Source organism: Ensifer canadensis, assembly GCF_017488845.2.
GTDB lineage: Bacteria > Pseudomonadota > Alphaproteobacteria > Rhizobiales > Rhizobiaceae > Ensifer > Ensifer canadensis.
In genome coordinates, this window is the sequence record NZ_CP083371.1 from 565,048 (window position 1) to 585,610 (window position 20,563).

At 62.8% G+C, this 20,563-nt stretch carries 16 protein-coding genes; 8 read left to right on the forward strand and 8 right to left on the reverse strand.

Features of this window, described 5'->3' with window-relative positions; all coding sequences use genetic code 11:
• Positions 1 to 13: 13 nt before the first annotated feature.
• The 3 genes from J3R84_RS22215 to J3R84_RS22225 all read left to right on the forward strand — a co-directional run bounded on the left by J3R84_RS22215 (position 14) and on the right by J3R84_RS22225 (position 3,476).
• The gene (locus J3R84_RS22215) at positions 14 to 1,729 is read left to right on the forward strand and encodes an IlvD/Edd family dehydratase (protein ID WP_025429235.1); all 1,716 of its coding nucleotides are present in this window, start codon (positions 14 to 16) and stop codon (positions 1,727 to 1,729) included.
• Positions 1,730 to 1,741: 12 nt separating this feature from the next.
• Positions 1,742 to 2,650 (forward strand): dihydrodipicolinate synthase family protein, encoded by a 909-nt coding sequence (locus J3R84_RS22220; protein ID WP_025429234.1) that lies wholly within the window; start codon positions 1,742 to 1,744, stop codon positions 2,648 to 2,650.
• Positions 2,651 to 2,765: 115 nt separating this feature from the next.
• A complete protein-coding gene (locus J3R84_RS22225) occupies positions 2,766 to 3,476 on the forward strand; it encodes a FadR/GntR family transcriptional regulator (RefSeq protein ID WP_113568463.1) in 711 nt (236 codons plus the stop codon).
• 18 nt (positions 3,477 to 3,494) lie between these two features.
• On the opposite strand, the gene J3R84_RS22230 is transcribed toward J3R84_RS22225, so the two are convergent.
• The 4 genes from J3R84_RS22230 to J3R84_RS22245 all read right to left on the reverse strand — a co-directional run bounded on the left by J3R84_RS22230 (position 3,495) and on the right by J3R84_RS22245 (position 9,317).
• Positions 3,495 to 3,995 (reverse strand): hypothetical protein, encoded by a 501-nt coding sequence (locus J3R84_RS22230; RefSeq protein ID WP_025429232.1) that lies wholly within the window; start codon positions 3,993 to 3,995, stop codon positions 3,495 to 3,497.
• A 477-nt stretch (positions 3,996 to 4,472) separates the two neighbouring features.
• Entirely contained in the window at positions 4,473 to 5,393 is a 921-nt protein-coding gene (locus tag J3R84_RS22235) for a response regulator (protein WP_025429231.1), read from the reverse strand.
• Positions 5,386 to 8,772, reverse strand: coding sequence for a hybrid sensor histidine kinase/response regulator (locus J3R84_RS22240; protein ID WP_107027466.1), 3,387 nt, complete (start codon positions 8,770 to 8,772; stop codon positions 5,386 to 5,388). Before J3R84_RS22240 ends, J3R84_RS22235 begins: the two co-directional genes overlap by 8 nt.
• A 113-nt stretch (positions 8,773 to 8,885) precedes the next feature.
• Entirely contained in the window at positions 8,886 to 9,317 is a 432-nt protein-coding gene (locus J3R84_RS22245; protein WP_025429229.1) for an OsmC family protein, read from the reverse strand.
• 300 nt (positions 9,318 to 9,617) lie between these two features.
• Between J3R84_RS22245 and urtA the strand changes: the two genes are divergently transcribed.
• The 5 genes from urtA (at position 9,618) to urtE (ending at position 15,381) form a co-directional block, all read left to right on the forward strand.
• Positions 9,618 to 10,910 (forward strand): urea ABC transporter substrate-binding protein, encoded by a 1,293-nt coding sequence (gene urtA, locus J3R84_RS22250; protein WP_025429228.1) that lies wholly within the window; start codon positions 9,618 to 9,620, stop codon positions 10,908 to 10,910.
• Between the two features lie 187 nt (positions 10,911 to 11,097).
• Positions 11,098 to 12,714: an urea ABC transporter permease subunit UrtB gene (gene urtB, locus J3R84_RS22255; protein WP_025429227.1), complete on the forward strand. Its 1,617-nt coding sequence runs from the start codon at positions 11,098 to 11,100 to the stop codon at positions 12,712 to 12,714.
• A complete protein-coding gene (gene urtC, locus J3R84_RS22260) occupies positions 12,711 to 13,874 on the forward strand; it encodes an urea ABC transporter permease subunit UrtC (protein WP_107027467.1) in 1,164 nt (387 codons plus the stop codon). Before urtB ends, urtC begins: the two co-directional genes overlap by 4 nt.
• A gap of 5 nt (positions 13,875 to 13,879) precedes the next feature.
• Positions 13,880 to 14,644 carry an urea ABC transporter ATP-binding protein UrtD gene (gene urtD, locus J3R84_RS22265; protein ID WP_162771166.1) on the forward strand — a complete coding sequence of 255 codons (765 nt, stop codon included), beginning with the start codon at positions 13,880 to 13,882 and terminating at the stop codon, positions 14,642 to 14,644.
• 41 nt (positions 14,645 to 14,685) lie between these two features.
• Positions 14,686 to 15,381 (forward strand): urea ABC transporter ATP-binding subunit UrtE, encoded by a 696-nt coding sequence (gene urtE, locus J3R84_RS22270; protein WP_113568461.1) that lies wholly within the window; start codon positions 14,686 to 14,688, stop codon positions 15,379 to 15,381.
• 63 nt (positions 15,382 to 15,444) lie between these two features.
• On the opposite strand, the gene J3R84_RS22275 is transcribed toward urtE, so the two are convergent.
• From J3R84_RS22275 to J3R84_RS22290, 4 genes are all read right to left on the reverse strand, one after another.
• Positions 15,445 to 16,698 carry an LVIVD repeat-containing protein gene (locus J3R84_RS22275; RefSeq protein ID WP_113568459.1) on the reverse strand — a complete coding sequence of 418 codons (1,254 nt, stop codon included), beginning with the start codon at positions 16,696 to 16,698 and terminating at the stop codon, positions 15,445 to 15,447.
• A 69-nt stretch (positions 16,699 to 16,767) separates the two neighbouring features.
• Positions 16,768 to 17,811, reverse strand: coding sequence for a substrate-binding domain-containing protein (locus J3R84_RS22280; RefSeq protein WP_113568457.1), 1,044 nt, complete (start codon positions 17,809 to 17,811; stop codon positions 16,768 to 16,770).
• Between the two features lie 32 nt (positions 17,812 to 17,843).
• A complete protein-coding gene (locus J3R84_RS22285; protein WP_107027471.1) occupies positions 17,844 to 18,866 on the reverse strand; it encodes an ABC transporter permease in 1,023 nt (340 codons plus the stop codon).
• A 4-nt stretch (positions 18,867 to 18,870) separates the two neighbouring features.
• On the reverse strand, positions 18,871 to 20,346 hold the full coding sequence (locus J3R84_RS22290) for a sugar ABC transporter ATP-binding protein (protein ID WP_113568455.1): 1,476 nt from the start codon (positions 20,344 to 20,346) through the stop codon (positions 18,871 to 18,873).
• Positions 20,347 to 20,563: the final 217 nt, after the last annotated feature.

Sequence of the window (20,563 nt, forward strand, 5' to 3'; positions counted from 1 at the left end):
GGGAGAGCTGAACGTGTCGAGAAAACTGAGATCGCAGCATTGGTTCGGGGGGCTCGATAAGGATGCCTTCATTCATCGCAGCTGGATGAAGAACAACGGCCTGCCGGATGACGCCTTTGACGGTCGCCCGGTGATCGGCATCTGCAATACCTTTTCCGAACTCACGCCGTGCAACGCTCATTTTCGCGGCCTGATCGAACATATCAAGGCGGGCGTGCTGGAGGCGGGCGGCCTGCCGCTGGAGTTTCCGGTCTTTTCCTGCGGCGAGTCCAACCTGCGTCCGACCGCCATGCTCTTTCGCAACCTTGCGTCCATGGATGTGGAGGAGGCAATCCGCGGCAACCCGATCGACGGTGTCGTGCTGATGGCCGGCTGCGACAAGACCACGCCATCCCTCGTCATGGGAGCGGCATCCTGCGATCTGCCGGCGATCGTCGTCTCAGGCGGACCTATGCTGAACGGGCGGCTCAAGGGCAGGACCATCGGCTCGGGCACCGATGTCTGGAAATTCTCCGAGGATGTGCGCGCCGGTGTCATGACGCCGGCCGAATTCATGGCGGCGGAAAGCGCCATGTCGCGTTCGCCTGGCCATTGCATGACAATGGGCACGGCTTCGACCATGGCGTCGATGGCAGAAGCATTGGGCTTGGCTCTGCCAGGCAACGCCGCCTATCCTGCCGTCGATGCACACCGCGCGCGCCTGGCGCGGCTTTCCGGCAGGCGGATCGTCGCGATGGTGGCCGAGGACTTGCGCCCGTCGCATATCCTGACGCGTGCCGCTTTCGCCAATGCCATCCGTGTCAACGGCGCTATCGGCGGCTCGACCAATGCCGTCGTTCATCTGCTAGCGATTGCCGGACGGGTGGGAACCGAACTGACGCTCGAAGATTGGGACCGATTTGGCCGGGATGTCCCGACGATCCTCAACCTCATGCCTTCAGGCACGTTCCTGATGGAGGATTTCTGTTACGCCGGCGGTCTTCCCGCCGTCATGAAGGAAATCGCCGATCTGCTCGATCTCGACAACCCGACGGTTACCGGCCAAAGCGTCGGCGCAAACATTGCGGATGCGGAGAATTACAATCCCGATGTCATCCTGCCGCGCGACGTGGCGTTGACGCAGCAGGGCGGGATTGCCGTCTTGAAGGGCAATCTGGCGCCGCAGGGGGCGATCCTAAAGCCCTCCGCCGCGACCCCGGCCCTGATGCAGCATCGCGGCCGCGCGGTCGTCTTCGAAACGATCGATCACTACAAGCAGCGTATCGACGATCCCGACCTCGCTATCGACGAGACATCGATCATGGTTCTGAAGAATTGCGGCCCCAAGGGCTATCCCGGGATGGCCGAGGTGGGCAACATGGCGCTGCCGCAAAAGCTGCTGAAGAAGGGCGTGCGCGACATGGTGCGCATCTCCGACGCTCGCATGTCGGGCACCGCCTTCGGCACTGTCGTTCTGCACGTCGCGCCGGAGGCTGCGGTCGGTGGTGCCTTGGCGCTGGTCAAGGACGGCGACTGGATTGAACTCGACGTGGCCGGGCGCCGGCTGCACCTCGATGTCGACGAGGCGGAGCTAGCGCGCCGGCGGGAGGAATGGACACCACCGGAAATCGCCATGCCCGGTGGCTACCAGGGCCTTTATGTCGAGCGCGTGATGCAGGCCGATCGCGGCGCCGATCTTGATTTCCTTGTCGGTTGTCGCGGGCACGCCGTGCCGCGCGAGAGCCATTGAGGAGGAGCGACGATGTCTCGGTTCGATCCTGCCGACCTGCATGGCATCCACGCCATCCTCTACGCGCTGTTTGATGACGACGAAAAGCTCGATCGCGAGGCGATGCGTCGGCAGACGGAAGTCTGTCTCGTTGCCGGCGTGCACGGCATGGCAGCGCTTGGCCTTGCGACCGAAGCCTCGAAGTTGAGCGAGGCCGAACGCATGGCCGTGATGGAATGGCTGGTCGAGGACACGGCCGGCCGCGTGCCCGTGGCGCTGACCATCTTCGGCCCGTCGGTCGAAGAGCAGGTGCGCCAGGCGCGCCATGCCGTTGGCGCCGGTGCTGACTGGTTGATCCTGCAGCCGCCGATCGTCGGCCAGTTCTCGGCCCAGGAATATATCCGTTTCTTTGGTCGCGTCGCCGATGCGATCGACGTGCCCGTCGCAATCCAGAATGCGCCAGCCTTCATGGGCAGAGGGCTGACGGCGACCGACATCGCCGAGCTGGTCCGCCAGCATCCAAACATTACCCTCATCAAGGGCGAGGGGCCGGTGGTCGATATCGCCACACTGATCGAGGTCACAGAGGGCCGCCTGCCCGTTTTCAACGGTCGCGCCGGTCTTGAACTCATCGATAACCTGCGTGCCGGATGCCGCGGCTTCATCCTTGCGCCCGATTGCATCGACCATGCGGTGAGGGCCTATGAATTCTATCGTGACGGCTGGGACGAGGAAGCGGAAGCCGCCTATCGCGATATCTTGCCGGCGGTGGTGTTCACCATGCAGGGGATCGAGAACCTGATGTGCTACGGCAAGCGTCTCTTCGGCGAACGTGCCGGCCTGCCCGTCTTCGATCGCGCGCCTGCGCTGCGCCCGACCGAGACAGGATTGGCAATGGTTCGGCGTTTTGCGGGCGAGCTTGGTCGTCTCGGCGAAGTGTAACCGCCTTCGCCCAGGCTCAACCTGGCTTGGCCGTGTTGGGGCGTGGCAACGGCTATGGTAGCAAGGGGTCGAATCGCGCCAGAATGCGCGCCGAGATTTCGGAAACGGACGGCTGATGACGAAATTTACGATCGGTGACCGCGGGCTGCCCGCGCAGATCGCGGCGGAGATCGGCCGGCGCATCGCGCTTGGCGAACTTAAACCCGGCGACATCCTGCCCAAGGAATCCGAGATGCTGGGCAATCTGCGCGTTAGCCGGACGACTTTGCGCGAAGCGCTGAAGATCCTCTCGACCAAGGGGTTCATCGAGGCCAAGCCGCGCCTGGGCACCCGTGTCCGCGCACCGGAGCATTGGAACACGCTCGATCCGGTGGTGCTCTCCTGGCATGAGGGGGCGGAGGATCAGCAGCAACTGGCTGAAGAACTGTTTGAAATCCGCCTGGCGATAGAGCCGATGGCAGCGGGCCTTGCTGCCCGCCGAGGATCGGCGGACGAACTCGTGCGCATCCGCGCGGCCTATTCCCGGATGACCGAAGACCACGCGACGGTTTCCGCCGCCATCGAAGCCGACATCGAATTCCATCTGGAAATCATCCAGGCGGCGCGGAATCGCTTTCTCTTGCCTGTCTCGTCGGTGATCCGCACCGCACTGACGATCAGCATTCCCCGGACACTCAGGACGTTTGGCGGATTGCAGCACTCGTTGAAGATGCACGAAGCGATCGTCGACGCCATTGAAGCGCGCAATCCGATGGCGGCGTCCACCGCGGCGGAATCACTGTTGAGCGCTACATACCAGCGCAATTTTCAGGCCGGAAAACGATAGGCGCGCGCTGAAAAGGCGTCACTTGCGGCGCAGGTTGATCTCGCTGGTGACGACCTTGTCGCCGGATGCGGGGTCGACGTCGACGGTGGTCAGCCGCATGCCGTTGGCGCCGACCTTCTGTAGCGTCAGGTTGGCGCTGCGGTCGCCGTTGACTTCCTTTGCCCAGCGAATGGTGAGATTGATGGCGTCGCCGCGACGGCTGCCGCTCAGGCCCGCCCGTCCGCCGCGCGGACCCAGGTAGGATCCGCTGTATTTCGTGCCACTGAACTTCAGTTGGGCATCAATCGATTTTGAAATCAGGATCAATCCGCGACAGACGCCTTCCATTGAGAGTGCCAACCCTTGGGATTGGGAATCGAAGTTGCAGGAAACATTGACGGGCGACATATAGGTGCGGATTCTGACCGTCCCTCCGCCCGTCCAACTGCCCTGCAGCGACTTCAGGAATGCACCTTCATCCGCTTGCGCAACACCGGCCAGGGACGTGGTCGCGGCGGCAAGTACAAGCCATCGCAGCATGTCGCAACCCTCCGTTCAGAAACCACCATGGTACACCAGCAAAGGCCAAGGTCACCAGCGCCAACGTGTGCGGCGGCCGGATGTTCCGCACGCGACGCTCGGTCAGGCGTGGCCGGCTGCACTGTGCCAATACCTATGCCGGAGCGTTGCTTGTGCAAGAGTGGGTGGAGGCTTTAGGCCGATATTGTGTTTATAGCGGCGGAATTTGTCCTACTTCGATTGATCTATACGCCCGAAAAGCGCGCTGGCGGCAGATCGCTCTGGCGATCATAGGCGCGCTACGTGTTCGCGCGCGGCGTGCGTTTGCTGAACAGGTTCTTCAGCCTAGCTAGAGCACTCGGCGGCAACGCCGGAAGCAAGGCGATCCCCATCACTCTTTCGCTCTCCGGATTCTCGGACGCCCTTCTCGGGCCCAGGGAAATGCGAAGAAGGCTAGCAGCGATTGAGTGAGGTACGGTGCGGCCGGAACGCTGTTGCTTATATCCCGTGCAGGACCTGTGTCGCCTTGACCGCCGCCGAGGCACGGTTTTCGACGCCGAGCTTCACATAGATCTGTTCGAGATGCTTGGTGACGGTGCGTGAACTCAGTCCGAGAATCTCGCCGATATCGCGGTTCGATTTCCCCTTGGCGATCCAGAGCAGCACTTCGGATTCGCGCTGGGTCAGCGAGAAGTGCTGCCGCAGCATCTCGTCGTCGCTGCGCCTGCTCTCGGCCGTCAGGCGGAAGAGATATTCGTTGGCGCCGATCGCGCCGAGGAAAGAGATCTGCAGTCCCGCTTGACCGGGCTCTTCGAGGGTAAAGCTGTTCTCCCGCTTGCCGCCTGTCTCGGTTTTTTCCATCCAGGCGGCGATGCGCCGAGCGATCGTCGCAAGGCCCTCGTCGCTGCCGGTTGCGGCGTTGACGAGGCGGTTGGCCTGCGGTGTCGACCAGCGAACACTGCCGTCAGAGCGAACGGCAAGCAGATGGCGCCCGGCGGCGTCTAGCGCAACGCGGGCGCTTTGCGCCGAGCGGGCATTGGAGAGATGAACACGGATGCGGGCCCTGAGCTCATCGATGTTGATCGGTTTCGTCAGGTAGTCGACGCCACCGGCTTCGAGGGCGTGCACCACATGCTCGGTTTCCGTCAGCCCGGTCATGAATAGCACCGGTGTCTGGCCGACGGAGGCGTTGGCCTTCAGTCTCAGGCAGGTTTCAAACCCGTCCATACCGGGCATGACAGCGTCCAGCAGAATGACATCGGGCGTAATCCGGTCGGCAATCGAAAGTGCGGCACTGCCCGAGGTGGCGATCAGTACAGAAAAGCCCGACTGCTCCAGCGCCTCGGTCAGAAAGCCGAGGGCCTCCGGGGAATCGTCCACCAGCAGTACGATGTCGCGACGATCGTAAGTCTCAACCACGGGTGACAGCTCCATTCGCCGCTTTTTTCTTCAGGAAGGCGTCATAGCCCGTGAGGTCGAAGGCCTGGACATAGGCGCGAGCAGCATCGACGAAGAGCTGATGTTCGGGCTCCAGCGCGATCTCCGTCAGCTTGGCCTCGATGCCTCTGACGTAGCCGATCTCGCCAAGCCGGATCAACTCCTCGACATGGTGCTCGTCGGGCAACGTCATCGCATCGGCATTTGCCGCTCTCGGCTCCTCGGACGCTTCGCCCTCGTGGATCCAGGTGAGGCCAAGTTGAACGGCGAGCTTGTCTGCGAGCTGGCCGACGCCGAAGGGCTTGGCGAGTGTGTCGTTGTGGCCGACAAGGGCGCCTGTCGTCGAGCCGTCGCCGATATTGGCCGACAGCATGATGATCGGCGCCGTCTGGCCGTTGCGGCGCAATTTGTCGACGAGTTCCCAACCGTTCATACCTGGCATGGAGATATCGACGAGGAAGATGTCCGGCGCCAGCGCCTCGACCATCGCGAGGCATTGCCCGCCACTTTCGGCGGCAAGCACCGTAAAGTCCATCGGCTGCAGGATTTCGCGCATCAGTTCGCGGTGATCGGCGTTGTCGTCGACAATCATGATCGTGCGCCGCGGGCCGAGATAGGAAGTGATCCGGCGCACCGCTATCAGCGGCGCCGGCCGATCGACGGCGGAGAGCATCAGCCGGACCCTGAAGGTCGTGCCACTGTTCGGTTCGCTGGTGACGGCTATCTCGCCGCCCAGCGTCTGCGTCAGCAATCGGGTTATGGTCAAGCCGAGACCGAGACCCGGCATGCTGCCGAGATGTTCCGCCTCGCCGCGCTGGAATGGGTCGAAAATGCGCGGCAGATCCTTCTCGGCAATACCACGGCCGCTGTCGGCAATCGTAAACGTCGCAACCTGACTGCGATAATCGATATCGAAGCGGATCTCGCCGCGCTCGGTGAACTTCAGGGCGTTGGAGAGCAGGTTGACGAGGATCTGGCGCAGCCGCTTTTCATCTGTCTTGACGTAGCGCGGCAAGGCGGGCGCGCGTCGATGTTCGAAGGCGATCCCCTTCGCCTGTGCTTGCGGGCGGAACATCTCGACGACCTGATCGAGGAAATCATGGATGTTGGTCTCGTTGGAATAGACCTGCAGCTTGCCGGCCTCGATCTTCGAGATGTCGAGAAGTCCGTCGATGAGGCCGGAGAGATGATCGGCGCTGCGCTTGATCACCTTGATCGCGCCCTGTCGGGCCGGTGGGATCGTTTCATCGCGCTCAAGCACCTGTGCGTAGCCGAGTACGGCGTTGAGCGGTGTGCGCAGCTCATGGCTGAGGCCGACAACGTAGCGGCTCTTGGCGCGGTTGGCCGCCTCGGCGGTCTCCTTTGCCTGCTGCAGGGCGGCATCGGTCTTCTTGTGTGCGGCGATTTCCTTCAGCAGCAGCGTGTTCTGCCGTGACGATTCTTCTTCGGCGACGACGCGGCTGTCGTGGGCGAGCACATAGAACCAGCAGACGATGCCGGCGAGCACGGCAAAGACGAAGAAGACGACGGCAATGGTGCGCTCGACCACTGTTGCCGTCTCGGGCGAAGCGTTGCCGGTCTGGTGCGCAATCATCGCCAGGATCAGGCCGATGCCTGCGATCGAGAGCACCGCCGAAATGGCGTAGCGCCCGAGCCGCGTCGTGAGCTTCGCCGTTACCTCTTCGGGTAGAAGCGCGTTCGCGACCGTTGCCACCTGCGCATTGAAGCGTGCCTTCGGCTTGCACATGTCATGGCAGCGGCTGTCGAGAGAACAGCAGAGCGAACAGATGGGCGCAGCGTAGGCCGGGCACCAAGCCATATCCTCCGGCTCGAAGGGATGTTCGCAGATCGAGCAGGTGATCTCGCTCTCGCTTGCCCAGCTTTTACGCGGCTTGCGGGCGAGGTAATATCTGCCGCCGGTCGCCCAGGCGATCAGAGGCGAGGCGATGAAGGCGATAACAAGGGCAATATAGGGCGCGAGCGATGCGGCGATGGCGCCAAAGGCGCCGAAATGTGCCGTCAGTGCGATCGTCGCCGAAAGCGCCATGGCGCCGAGGCCGACCGGGTTGATGTCGTAGAGATGCGCGCGCTTGAACTCGATGCCAGGCGGCGAGAGGCCGAGTGGCTTGTTGACGAAGAGATCGGCCGAAATGGTGCAAAGCCAGGCCATGGCGACGATCGAGAAGACGCCGAGCGTTTCCTCAAGGAGCTTGTAGATGCCGAGTTCCATCAGAAGCAGCGCGATCGCCACGTTGAACACCAGCCAGACGACGCGGCCGGGATGGCTGTGGGTGAGGCGCGAGAAGAAGTTGGACCAGGCAAGTGACCCGGCATAGGCGTTCATGACGTTGATCTTCAACTGCGAAACGACCACGAAGGCGACCATCAAGAGGAGGGCGGCGGTCTCAGACGGGATCATGTAGCCGAAGGCGGTGTAGTACATCTGCGCCGGGTCGGCCGCCCGCGTCGACGGAACGCCGGAGGAAAGCGCCAGCACGACAAGGAACGAACCGGCCAGAAGCTTCGGTGCCCCGACGAGCACCCAGCCGGAGCCGGCCAGGAAGATGGCGACGCGGTGATGCAGCTTGCGCTGGCCGTCGGGCGGCAGGAAGCGCAGGAAGTCGACTTGCTCGCCGATCTGCGCCATCAGCGCAAAGATCACCGCCGAGGCGGCGCCAAACTCGATGAGGTCGAAGGGCGCGAGCGTGCCCGGTGGACCGGATGCATGATGCATGCCGGCATAGGCAAGCCAGGTGGCGACCTTCTCCCAGTCCGCAAAGGCGATGAAGATAAAGGGCAGGATATTGAGCACGATCCAGAAAGGCTGGGTGATCAGCTGGAACTTGCTGATGAGCCGCACCCCATGGGTGACGAGCGGAATGACGACGACCGCGCTGACGATGTAGCCGACCCAAAGCGGTATGCCGAGCGCCAGCTCGAGCGCACCCGACATGATCGAGGCCTCGATCGCAAAGAGGATGAAGGTGAAGCTCGCATAAATCAGCGAGGTGAGGGTCGAGCCGATGTAGCCGAAGCTGGCGCCGCGGGTCAGAAGGTCGATGTCGACGCCGTGGCGGATCGCGTAACGGCTGATCGGCAGGCCGACCGTCAGGATCATCAGGCTGGCGATCAGGATGGCGACGATGGCGTTGGTCGTGCCGTAGGACATGGTGATCGCGCCACCGATCGCCTCCAGCGCCAGGAACGAGATCGCCCCGATCGCCGTCTGAGAGATGCGCTCGGAGGAAAAGCGCCGCGCACTCTTGGCGGTGAAGCGCAGCGCATAGTCTTCAAGCGTCTGGTCGGCGACCCAGCGATTGTATTCGCGTCGAACGGGAATGATGCGCTGGCGTGCCGCCATGTTGCCTCGTCATCTCTCGCATTGCCGACACATATGTGCCTATTTTCACGGCACGCACATTCCGTGCGTGAAATTTATGCAATGCGGAGATGGCGAAAGCAAGTGTGAAAGGATCATCCGCTCACTGCTGATGTGTCGACGACGACAAAATCATGGGTAATCCTCGCGGACTTGGCGAGCATGGCTGACGCCGAGCAGTATTTTTCAAGCGAGAGGGCGACCGCGCGCTCGACCTTCTTTTCCGAGAGGCCACGCCCCTTCACCACGAAGTGCATATGGATGCGGGTAAAGACGCGCGGGTCTTCTTCTGCGCGGTCGGCGTCGAGCTCCACGGAGCAATCTTCGACCGGCTCGCGACCCTTTTCGAGGATATGAACGACGTCGTAGGCCGAGCAGCCACCGGCGCCGATCAACATCAGCTCCATCGGGCTTGGTCCAGGCGTCCGCCCTTCCGGACCGGATGCCGTCCCGAGGACGATCTTGTGACCGCTTCCGGACTCGCCGACGAATGTCCGCTCTTCAACCCACTTGATACGTGCTTTCATGATCTCTCACCTGTGTTGAGCTGCTGTTGATGGCCAGTCGGCCTTCGATGTTTCAATAGCCGGAAAAGCCATCCTGCGGCCAGACTGGCACGTTGATTTCAACGTCATGGCCTTTGCACAATTCCTGCACGGCGGCGTGAACTCCGGATCGCCCATATCGCGGCAGCTTCCTCTTTGCCCCCTCGACCTACGTAGAATGACGTATGTGCAGTGCAGCACGACTGGCGGATGATCCCTCAAGCAACGGTCAAAAGGTACGAAGCCTCGTTGCGGCGATCAGAACGAGAGGGGTTCAATCAGATGAATATCAAGGCACGCGTCACCGGCGCTTTCCTGGCAACGATCTTGTCGACGACGGCATTCAACGGCGCCTTTGCGGCCGACGACACGATCAAGGTCGGCATTCTGCATTCGCTGTCGGGAACGATGGCGATCTCCGAGACGACGCTGAAGGACGCCATGCTCATGCTCATCGACGAGCAGAACAAGAAGGGCGGCCTGCTCGGCAAGAAGTTGGAAGCGGTTGTCGTCGATCCCGCGTCCGACTGGCCGCTCTTTGCCGAAAAGGCGCGCGAGCTCGTTTCCGTCGACAAGGTTTCGGCGGTCTTCGGCTGCTGGACGTCAGTCTCGCGCAAATCCGTCCTGCCGGTTTTCGAGGAGCTTAATTCGATCCTCTTCTACCCGGTGCAGTACGAGGGTGAGGAAAGCCAGCGCAACGTCTTTTACACCGGCGCCGCGCCGAACCAGCAGGCCGTTCCGGCGGTCGACTATCTGATGGAAAACGAAAGCGTCGAGCGCTGGGTTCTAGCGGGCACCGACTACGTCTATCCGCGCACGACCAACAAGATCCTCGAGGCCTATCTCATCTCCAAGGGCGTGAAGCCCGAGGACATCATGATCAACTACACGCCGTTCGGTCATTCCGACTGGCAGACGATCGTGTCCGATATCAAGAAATTCGGTTCTGCCGGCAAGAAGACGGCGGTCGTCTCGACGATCAACGGCGACGCAAACGTGCCGTTCTACAAGGAACTGGCGAACCAGGGCGTCAAGGCCGAGGATATCCCGGTTGTCGCCTTCTCCGTTGGCGAAGAGGAACTCGCCGGTCTCGATACGGCCCCGCTCGTCGGCCATCTCGCCGCCTGGAACTACTTCCAGTCGGTCGATACGCCTGCCAATGCCGAGTTCATCAAGACCTGGAAGGGCTACACCAAGAACGACAAGCGCGTCACCAACGACCCGATGGAAGCCCACTACATCGGCTTCAACATGTGGTTGAAGGCGGTCGAAAAGGCCGGAACGACCGACACCGACGCAGTGCTTGACGCCATGATCGGCGTATCCGTGCCCAATCTCTCCGGCGGCTATTCGACGATGATGCCGAACCACCACATCACCAAGCCGGTGCTGATCGGTGAGATCCAGAGCGACGGCCAGTTCGAGACGGTCTGGGAAACGCCCGGTCTCGTGGTTGGTGACGAATGGTCCGATTACCTGCCTGACTCCAAGGACCTGATCGCCGATTGGCGCGCGCCGATGTCCTGCGGCAACTTCAACGTCGCCACGGGCAAATGCGGCGGCAAGGGCTCCTGATTTCATCACCAAACGATAGTTTCCGGGTCGTGGCCAACGCCTCGCTCCCCTTTGAATGACGAAATCATAGGCAGGCATACCCTTCGCCCAATGCTCCCGTTGGGCGAAGGGATCTCGAAATTCCATGCCGCGGTGGCCGCGCCTGCCTGGCGCTGCCACAGACGAGCGAGACCCAAGCGAGAGGGCGATGTATCGCATTCTGCAAACCCTGTTGATCACCCTTTGCCTGCTGGTTTCAGCCCATGTCACGGGCTCGCGCGCCGCGGACGATCTCGGCGCGCTCGTCAGTGCGCTCGGAACGGCCAAGCTGGCCGAGCTCGATGATCGCATTGCCGCGCTTGCCAAGAGCGGCGATCCACGTGTCATCCCGGTTCTCGAGGCGCTTGGGGAGGGCAATCTCTATGCGCGAAAGACCGACGGCGGGGTCTTCCTCACGACGGAGAAGGGCGCGAGTCTTGTTCTAGTCAATCCGCTTGATGGCTCTGATGTCGGCGAAGTGCCGAAGGGCGAGCTGCAGAAAATCAAGGTCAACAACGCCGTCCGGCGCGCCGTTCGAGGCGCGCTCGGTGGACTGACGCTTTTCAGCGCCGATACGGGCGCAAGGTTGAAGGCGGCGCAATCCATGCGGCAGACGCCGAATGCCGACGCGCTCGAGGCGATCGAGACGGCACTCGCCGCGGAAAAGGACGCAACGGTGCGCAAGGCGCTCGACGAGGCGCGCGCGGTGACGCTTCTGGTTTCCGACCGTTCCGACGACGACAAGCGTGCGGCGATCAAGACGCTGGCAGAAGGCGGTGGCCGCGAGGCACTTGGCGCGCTGACCTCAGCGCGCTCATCGGCGGATGCCAGCCTGAAACCGGATATCGAGGCCGCGCTGCAGCGCATCGAACAGGCGCAAGCATTCTGGAACGCCGGCCAGAACGTCTGGTACGGGTTGTCGCTCGGTTCGGTGCTGCTGCTCGCGGCAATCGGTCTTGCCATTACCTTCGGCGTGATGGGCATCATCAACATGGCGCATGGCGAGATGGTCATGCTCGGCGCCTATACGACATTCCTGGTCCAGGACGTCATTCGCACCTCCTATCCCGCTCTCTTCGACTGGTCGCTGGCGATCGCCCTGCCGCTCGCCTTTCTCGTCACCGGGATCATCGGCCTTGCCATCGAGCGCAGCGTCATCCGCTTTCTCTATGGTCGGCCGCTCGAAACGCTGCTGGCCACCTGGGGCATCTCGCTGATCCTGCAGCAAGCGGTTCGCTCGATCTTCGGGCCGACCAACCGCGAAGTCGGCAATCCCTCCTGGATGGCCGGCGCCTTTGATCTCGGCGGCTTGACGATCACCTGGAACCGGCTCTGGATCATCGTCTTTGCGCTCGCCGTCTTTGCAGCCCTTCTGTTCCTGCTGAAGCGAACGTCGATGGGGCTGAGGATGCGGGCCGTGACGCAGAACCGCCGCATGGCGTCGTCCATGGGCATCCGCACGCCCCTGGTCGACGCTCTGACCTTTGCTCTCGGGTCCGGCATCGCCGGCATGGCCGGCGTGGCGCTGTCGCAGATCGACAATGTCTCGCCCAATCTCGGCCAGGGCTACATCATCGACAGCTTCATGGTCGTCGTCTTCGGCGGTGTCGGCAATCTCTGGGGAACGCTCGTCGGCGCCTTCTCGCTCGGCATCCTCAACAAGTTCCTCGAGCCCTATGCGGGCGCCGTTCTCGGTAAGATCCTCGTTCTGGTGCTCATCATCCTCTTCATCCAGAAGAAGCCGCGCGGCCTCTTCGCACTCAAGGGAAGGGCGGTGGAGGCATGATCACCTCGTTTCTGCTCAAGTCGCTCGATCGCAGCATCGTCACGGTTGTGGCGCTACTGCTGGCTCTTGCCATCGCCATTCCCGCCCTCAACCTGCTGACGGCGCCGGATCACCCGCTGCACGTGCCGACCTATCTGGTCTCGCTGTTCGGCAAATATTTGACCTACGCGCTTCTGGCGCTGGCGCTCGATCTCGTATGGGGTTTCTGCGGCATCCTCTCGCTCGGTCACGCCGCGTTCTTCGCGCTCGGCGGCTATGCCATGGGCATGTACCTGATGCGCCAGATCGGCGCGCGCGGCTCCTATGGCAATCCTTTGCTGCCGGATTTTATGGTGTTTCTCAACTGGAAGGAGCTGCCCTGGTTCTGGCAGGGCTTCGACATGTTCTGGTTCGCGGCACTGATGGTGGTGGTGGTGCCCGGACTGCTTGCCTTCGTCTTCGGCTGGTTCGCCTTCCGCTCGCGGGTCAACGGCGTCTATCTGTCGATCATCACCCAGGCGATGACCTATGCGCTGCTGCTTGCCTTCTTCCGCAACGACATGGGTTTCGGCGGCAACAACGGCCTCACCGACTTCAAGGATATCCTCGGCTTCAACATCCAGGCTGACGGTACACGCGCCGCACTTTTTGCCGCATCCGCCCTGATGCTTGCCCTATGCCTGGTGCTGACGGCGGCGATCGTCCGCTCGAAATACGGCAAGGTGCTGGTCGCCGTGCGCGACGCCGAAAGCCGTACGCGGTTTCTCGGTTATCGGGTGGAGCATATCAAGCTCTTCGCCTTCACGGTCTCGGCGATGATGGCCGGCATTGCCGGCGCGCTTTACGTGCCGCAGGTCGGCATCATCAATCCCGGCGAGTTCGAGCCCGGCAACTCCATCGAGGTGGTCATCTGGACCGCAGTCGGCGGGCGCGGGACGCTGATCGGGCCGATCGTCGGCGCGATCCTCGTCAATGGCGGCAAGAGCATCTTCACGGCGGCCTTTCCGGAGTTCTGGCTGTTTGCGCTCGGCGGGCTGTTCGTTCTCGTCACCCTGTTCCTGCCGAAGGGCGTGGTCGGGACCGCGAGCGCCTATCTTGCCCGCCGCAAAGCCCACCGCCGGGCGGCAGATGCCCAACGCGCTCGGGACACCCTTGTCGCTGAACCAATGGCTGCGGAGTGATGGGCATGAATCAGACGATCAGCCAGACCAAGCCGAAAAGCCTTCTCTACCTCGACGGCGTCTCTGTCTCCTTCGACGGGTTCAAGGCGCTCAATTCGCTGTCCTTCGTGATCGAGCCGGGCGAGCTTCGCGCCATCATCGGCCCGAACGGCGCTGGCAAGACGACGATGATGGACATCATCACCGGCAAGACGCGTCCGGACGAGGGACAGGTGTTCTTCAAGGGCGACATCGACCTCACCCAACGGGATGAAGCTGAGATCGCCAATCTCGGCATTGGCCGCAAGTTCCAGAAGCCGACGGTGTTCGAAAGCCATACCATCTGGGACAATCTGGAACTGGCGCTCAACAGAAGCCGTGGGGTCTTACCGACGCTGTTCTACAGGCTGACGGCGGACGACAAGGCGCGGATCGAAGAGATCCTGTCGATAGTGCGGCTCAACGCGCGCCGCGATGATCTTGCCGCCAACCTGTCGCATGGCCAGAAACAGTGGCTGGAGATCGGCATGCTGCTGGCGCAGGAGCCGGAGCTGCTGCTGGTCGACGAGCCGGTTGCCGGAATGACCGATGCGGAGACGGCCGAAACGGCGATCCTGCTCAAGGAGATCGCAAGGACGCGCTCGGTCGTCGTCGTCGAGCACGACATGGGCTTCATCCGCGAGCTTGGGGTCAAGGTCACGTGCCTTGCCGAAGGCTCGGTGCTGGCTGAAGGCTCGATCGATTTCGTCAGCAGCGATCCGAAGGTGATCGAAAACTATCTCGGCCGCTGATAGCGGCCACTCACCAACGGCCCAAGGGAAAGGACGCCTCCATGCTGAGCGTCGAAAACGTCAATCTCCACTATGGTGCCGCACAGGCGCTGCGCAACGTTTCGATCGAAGCACAAATGGGCAAGATCACCTGCGTGCTTGGCCGCAATGGCGTTGGCAAGTCGAGCCTGCTCAGGGCGATCACCGGGCAGCATCCGGTCAGCGCCGGTTCGATCGCCTTCAATGGGGTGACGCTCGAAGGCATGGCGCCCTATCGCCGCGCCAAGGAGGGCATCGGCTACGTGCCGCAGGGGCGCGAGATCTTTCCGCTGCTGACCGTCAAGGAGAACCTCGAAACCGGCTACGCGCCGGTCAAGCGCGCCGATCGTTCGGTACCGGAGGATGTCTTCAACCTCTTCCCCGTGCTTCGCTCGATGCTGGGGCGGCGCGGCGGGGATCTCTCCGGCGGGCAGCAGCAGCAACTGGCGATCGGCCGGGCGCTCGTCACCCGTCCGCGCATTCTCGTGCTCGACGAGCCGACCGAGGGGATCCAGCCGTCGATCATCAAGGATATCGGCCGGGCGATCCGCTATCTGCGCGATTCCACCGGCATGGCGATCCTGCTGGTCGAGCAATATCTCGATTTCTGCCGCGAACTCGCCGACCATGTTTACATCATGGACCGCGGCGCCGTAGTGCATGAGGGGCCGCCGGAGACGCTCGACACCGTCGAGGCGCGGCGTCATCTCACGGTCTGAAGCGGAGACGCTTTTTACGCATTTCCTGACGGAAAACCGCTTCACACTTTTCCTGGAAATGCTCTAGCCGCCATATTCGATGATGGCGAGGCCGGCATTGTAGTCGGTGGCATAGATGATCCCGGCGGCATCGACGAAGACGTCGGCCGACTGGATGACGCGGGGGCGGCCCGCGCGCCGGTCGGTCATTTCGGTCGGTGCGGCTGGAACCAGCGCGCCGGTTTCGCGCGGACGGTAAGGGTCGCTGATATCGAAGGCGCGGATGCCGGCATTCTGCCAGGTGGCGAAGATCAGCGTTTCCGAAACGAAGGAGCCCGGCCGGTTTTCGTGCAGGTTGTGCGGCCCAAAATGCCCGCCCTTGGCGACGTAGTCGGCTTCCGAGGGGATAGGGAAGGTCGAGATGCTGACCGGGTTGGTGGGCTCGCGGATATCGAAGATCCAGGTATGCTTGCGGCCGTCTTCCTCGTGGTCGAGCACAGCCTCGTCGGCGACCACGAGCAGATCGCGACCGGGCAGCGGCAAGGGCGAGTGCGTTCCGCCGCCAAACGGCGGCGACCAGTTGCGGTGGGCGATCAGCTTCGGGTTGGCATGATCCTTGATGTCGAGGAGCGTCAGGCCGCCGTCACGCCAGCACGCATAGGCGGTGTCGCCAGAGACCAGCGCATGGTGCAGCGCGTAGCGCTTGCCTTCAGGTGCAGTCGGCGCTTCTCCCGCGGCCTTGTTCATGCCCGGCAGCCACCAGCGACCGACGATTTCGGGCCGGGTCGGATCCGCCATGTCGATGGTGACGAAGATATAGTCGGTAAAGCCGTCGAACAGCGCCGAGGCATAGGCGTAGCGGCCGCCGACATACCAGAGGCGGTGGAAGCCGACGCCGTCTATATTCAACTCGCCGATCTTGCGCGGACGGTCGGGAACGGAAATGTCGAAGACCGACATGCCGGCGCTCCAGGCGCGTTTGCGGCCGCTGCCGGCGACGGTGTCGCCGACCGATTTGGTGTAGTAGGTTTTCTCGTCGGCGAAGGTCTCGACGTCGGCGAACAGGTCGAGCGCATTGATGACCAGAAGCAGGTCGTCATGGGTCTGCAGATGAATGTTCCAGGTGTTGGCCGGTGCCGGCGCATAGGTGACCGCGCCCGGCTTCTTCGGATCGCGCACGTCGACGATGGAAAACCCTTGGGACCAGGGATGAGCGACATAGGCGAAACCGCGATGCACCATCAGTTGCAGACCATCGCCGCGCCCGCCGATCGGCGAATGGCCGATCAGTTTCATGTTGTTTGTGAAATCGGGCGTGGGAAGGTCGATGCCGCTCATGGTCTTTCCTGTCTTTGTCATTGAAAAAGCGCCGCGCCGATCAGCGCGGCGCTCTTCCTTCAAATGGAATTAATTGGTGGCCGTGGGGATCCACTCGGCAGTCGCCGCATCGCTCTTGCGGAAGGCCGGAAATTTCTCCTGCAAGTCCTCGATCGTCTTGATCTCGCCCTTGGCGAGATCGTCACGCGTGACGAGCGTCGGCTGCAGCAGCACCGACTGGCCGGGGAACTGACCGGCGATTGCGAGCGAGACCGCGCGCACCGAGACTTCGCCGACGACCGCGGCGTTGGTCGCGGCTGTCGCCTGCCAGGCACTATCCGGCTCGTTCATCAGTTGGATATCCGATGTCGAGATATCGACGCCGTAGATCTTCACCTTGTTCGCAACGCCCAGTTCGTCGATCGCCAGCTTCACACCCTTGGCGAACTCATCCCAGGGGGTGAAGATGACGGAAATGTCCGGATTGGCGGTCAGGACGGCCTTGGTCTGGTCGGCAACGGAGGCCGGCACCGTGTCGTTGACGACGCCCCAGGTAGCCTTCTCCGTCAGGTTGTGCTTGGCGGCGAAATCCTTCCAGACGGCGTAACGACGGTCGAGCGGTGCGAAGCCGGCGACATAGACGGCGCCGCCGACGAAGCCATCGCCCTTGTCCTTGACCGCCTGCTCCAGCACCAGGCGGGCCATGTCCTTGTCGCTCTGCTCGATCTGAGGGATTTTGGGATTGTCGAGGTTGACGTCATAGGCGACGACCTTGATGCCGGCGTCGAGCGCCTTCTGCGCCACATCCTTCAGGACTTCCGGACGGCCATTGTTGATGATGATGCCATCGACGCCGAGATTGATCGCCTGCTCGATGAGGCTGCGCTGGGTGTCGTTGTCGTTGCGCGCCTGCGAGACGGTGAGGTTGACATGAAGCGCATCCGCCTGGCGCTTGACGCCCGCCTCGAAGGCCTGCAGCCAGTCGCCGCCGCCCAGGAAGCTGACCACGGCGATGTCGACGTCGCCCTTGTCGAACGGGGCAGGAGCGCCATCGATGCCGGCGGAAAAAGCAGGAGTCGCCGTCAGCGAAGCGGCGATGAGGCCGCCGAGAAGGCTGCGCGTCAAATGTTTCATGGTCAGTATCCTCACTGTGTTTGAAGGGTTGGCTAGCGCGTCTGGCTGCGGCCAAGGCCGTAGGTGAGCGCAAGCGCGCCGACGAGCACGGCGCCCTTGACGAAGTCCTGGGTGTAATAGGGGGCGTTCAGCATCGTCAGGCCGTTGAGAAGCAGGCCGACGAAGACTGCGCCGACGATAGTGCCGAAGACGTTGGGACGGCGCAGGCCGAGAACGGCAAAGCCGATGAGCGCGGCGGCGACGGAATCCATCAGCAGCGAGGCGCCGGACGAGACGTCACCGCGACCGACGCGGGCAGCGACGATGATGCCGCCGAGCGAGGCGAGCGTGCCGGAAAGCACATAGGCCAGCGTCTTCAGGCGGGGAACCGAAGCGCCGGCAAGCCGGGTTGCCAGTTCGTTGCCGCCGGTGGCAAACAGCAGGCGTCCCAGCCGGGTACGCTCCGTCAGTACGAACAGGACGATGGCGACAAGCACCATGATGACGACAGGCGCGGGGACGATGCCGAAGAAGCTCGACCGCCCGATCAGGAGGAACGACGGATCGTAAGCGCCCTTCGCCGTCGAGCCGTCGGGCAGGATCAGGCCGGCCGAGATCGAGCGCCCGGCCGTCGGAATCAGTTGCAGGCCAGTCAGAAGAAACATCATCGCCAGTGTGGCGAGGAGATCGGGCACGCGCAGGCGCACGATCAGAAAGGCGTTGACGAGGCCGACGAGCGCACCGAACAGGAGGACGAGCGGCACGGTCTCGTAGACGCCGAGGCCCCAGACGATCATCGAATAGCTCGCCGCCATGACGCTCGAGGCGGCGACCGCCCCGATCGACAGATCGAAGCCGCCGACGGCGAGCGTGATCGTGACGCCGGCGCCCAGGATGGCGACGACGGAAACGGCCTGCAGAATGCTCATCAGGTTGCTGACGTTGATATAGGCGGGCTGGGCGATCGCAAAGCCTGCGACCATGACGATGAGCAGGATGAAGACGGCGCTGGCGCGGATGGCGGCGCTGACGCGTTCGCTGACCGGGCTTTGGTTCTCGCTGTTGGTAGTCGTCATCCGGTCAAGCCTCGATTGCTTCCGCCGTTTGCTCCGCGTGCGGGGCCGGCGTCAATGTGTGGTGGTCGATGATCAGAATCCGGTCGGCGACTTCTAGCGCCTCTTCCGGGTCCGACGTGGCGATCAGGGTGGCGCGCTCGGTGTTGGCGCGGATCGCGGTGATGATGTCGTGCCGGGCGCCGACATCGACACCCTGGAACGGTTCGTCGAGCAAAAGCACGCGGCTCGGCTCGGCATTCCATCGACCGAGGATCACCTTTTGCTGGTTGCCGCCGGAAAGCGAGTTCATCGGCGCATCTGGCCCGCTTGCCTTGATGCCAAGCGTAACGATGGCGCGCTGCGCCTCCTGCTTCTCGCGGGTGCCGAGGAGGAAACCGAGCGGATACCACTTTGCCAGATGTGGCAGGCTGATCGTTGCCGCAAGATTGCTGCCCGGCCAATCGGATGGCATCAGCGAAGAGCGGTGGCGGTCTTCGCCGGCCATGAAGATACCGGCGTTGATCGCATCGGCGGGTGTTGCCGGTCGGTAGGCCTCACCGTCGAGCCGCATCGTGCCAGCGGCAAGTGTTCGCGTACCGAAGATCGCCTGAAGCAAGCGGCTCTTGCCCGCACCCAGCACGCCTGTGACCGCCACAACCTCGCCCGGATGAAGATTGAGGTCGAACGGGGTACCGCCGGAAACGAGCTGGATACCGGCCATCTCCAGCACCGGTGCGCCGCGCAAGGCGCGGGCGTCCGGTCGGGCGGCGCGCAAGGGGCGGCCGATCATCGTTTCGACAGCACGATCGAAGTCGATCGGTCGTGCGAATTCTCCCACGACAGCGCCGCCGCGCATGACGACAGCGCGGTCAGCAAGCGCATTGAGGTCGGCGATCCGGTGGGAAATGAACAGGATCGCCAGGCCCTCATCACGAAGGCGGCGCAGGATTGCATAGAGCCGCTCGGATTCCCGTCCGGAAATGCTCGCGGTCGGCTCGTCGAGGATCAGCAGAGACGCCTGGCGCGACAGGGCGCGGGCAATGGCGACGAGCTGACGATCGGCGGCCGTCAGTTCGGCAAAATCCCGGTCGAGCGGCAGCGCGAACCCGGCGTTCTCAAGCATGGCCGCCGCCTTGCGACGAACAGCGGAGCGGCTGAGGAAGAAGGGGGCCGAGCCATCGGCATAGGCATGCAGCAGCAGCGCGTCGGCGACGGATAGCCCCGGCGCGCCGACGCGCTCTGTCGACTGATGGACGGTGACCACGCCGGCATCCGTTGCCTCGGCCGGTGAACGGGGGGCGTAGGCGCGACCCGCGAGCGTCATCGTTCCGTGGTCGGGTGCCAGCGTTCCCGCAAGCGCATTGACGAGGGTTGATTTTCCGGCGCCGTTTGCGCCCATGAGAGCGACGATTTCGCCGGAGCTAATCGCAAGGGAGGCTCCGGCAAGCGCCTTCGTTGGCCCGAAAGCATGGGCAAGTCCGTCGATGCGGAGGAGGGGCATTGCTAAACCAATTCGTCACTGCGCGGCAATCAAGGTCGAAAAATATGCATTTCCGGTAGAGAAAGACAGCGCAACAAACGAAAGCCGGTGCCAAACATCCGCTAATATGTCGCAAAAGTATCCCTAGATTTCCCAATAATCGGAATATTCATCCGAGGGCGTTCCTCAGCCATTTCGTCTTCGGTGGCCCGCCGCGCAACTTCTGCCGCCAGACCGG

Coding starts and splice junctions, on each gene's coding strand:
- J3R84_RS22220 (WP_025429234.1), top strand. CDS start 1,742: ATGTCTCGGTTCGATCCTGCCGACCTGCATGGCATCCACGCCATCCTC.
- urtA (WP_025429228.1), top strand. CDS start 9,618: ATGAATATCAAGGCACGCGTCACCGGCGCTTTCCTGGCAACGATCTTG.
- J3R84_RS22290 (WP_113568455.1), bottom strand. CDS start 20,346: ATGCCCCTCCTCCGCATCGACGGACTTGCCCATGCTTTCGGGCCAACG.
- J3R84_RS22245 (WP_025429229.1), bottom strand. CDS start 9,317: ATGAAAGCACGTATCAAGTGGGTTGAAGAGCGGACATTCGTCGGCGAG.
- urtB (WP_025429227.1), top strand. CDS start 11,098: ATGTATCGCATTCTGCAAACCCTGTTGATCACCCTTTGCCTGCTGGTT.
- urtD (WP_162771166.1), top strand. CDS start 13,880: ATGAATCAGACGATCAGCCAGACCAAGCCGAAAAGCCTTCTCTACCTC.
- J3R84_RS22230 (WP_025429232.1), bottom strand. CDS start 3,995: ATGCTGCGATGGCTTGTACTTGCCGCCGCGACCACGTCCCTGGCCGGT.
- J3R84_RS22225 (WP_113568463.1), top strand. CDS start 2,766: ATGACGAAATTTACGATCGGTGACCGCGGGCTGCCCGCGCAGATCGCG.
- J3R84_RS22280 (WP_113568457.1), bottom strand. CDS start 17,811: ATGAAACATTTGACGCGCAGCCTTCTCGGCGGCCTCATCGCCGCTTCG.
- J3R84_RS22285 (WP_107027471.1), bottom strand. CDS start 18,866: ATGACGACTACCAACAGCGAGAACCAAAGCCCGGTCAGCGAACGCGTC.
- J3R84_RS22240 (WP_107027466.1), bottom strand. CDS start 8,772: ATGGCGGCACGCCAGCGCATCATTCCCGTTCGACGCGAATACAATCGC.
- J3R84_RS22275 (WP_113568459.1), bottom strand. CDS start 16,698: ATGAGCGGCATCGACCTTCCCACGCCCGATTTCACAAACAACATGAAA.
- urtC (WP_107027467.1), top strand. CDS start 12,711: ATGATCACCTCGTTTCTGCTCAAGTCGCTCGATCGCAGCATCGTCACG.
- urtE (WP_113568461.1), top strand. CDS start 14,686: ATGCTGAGCGTCGAAAACGTCAATCTCCACTATGGTGCCGCACAGGCG.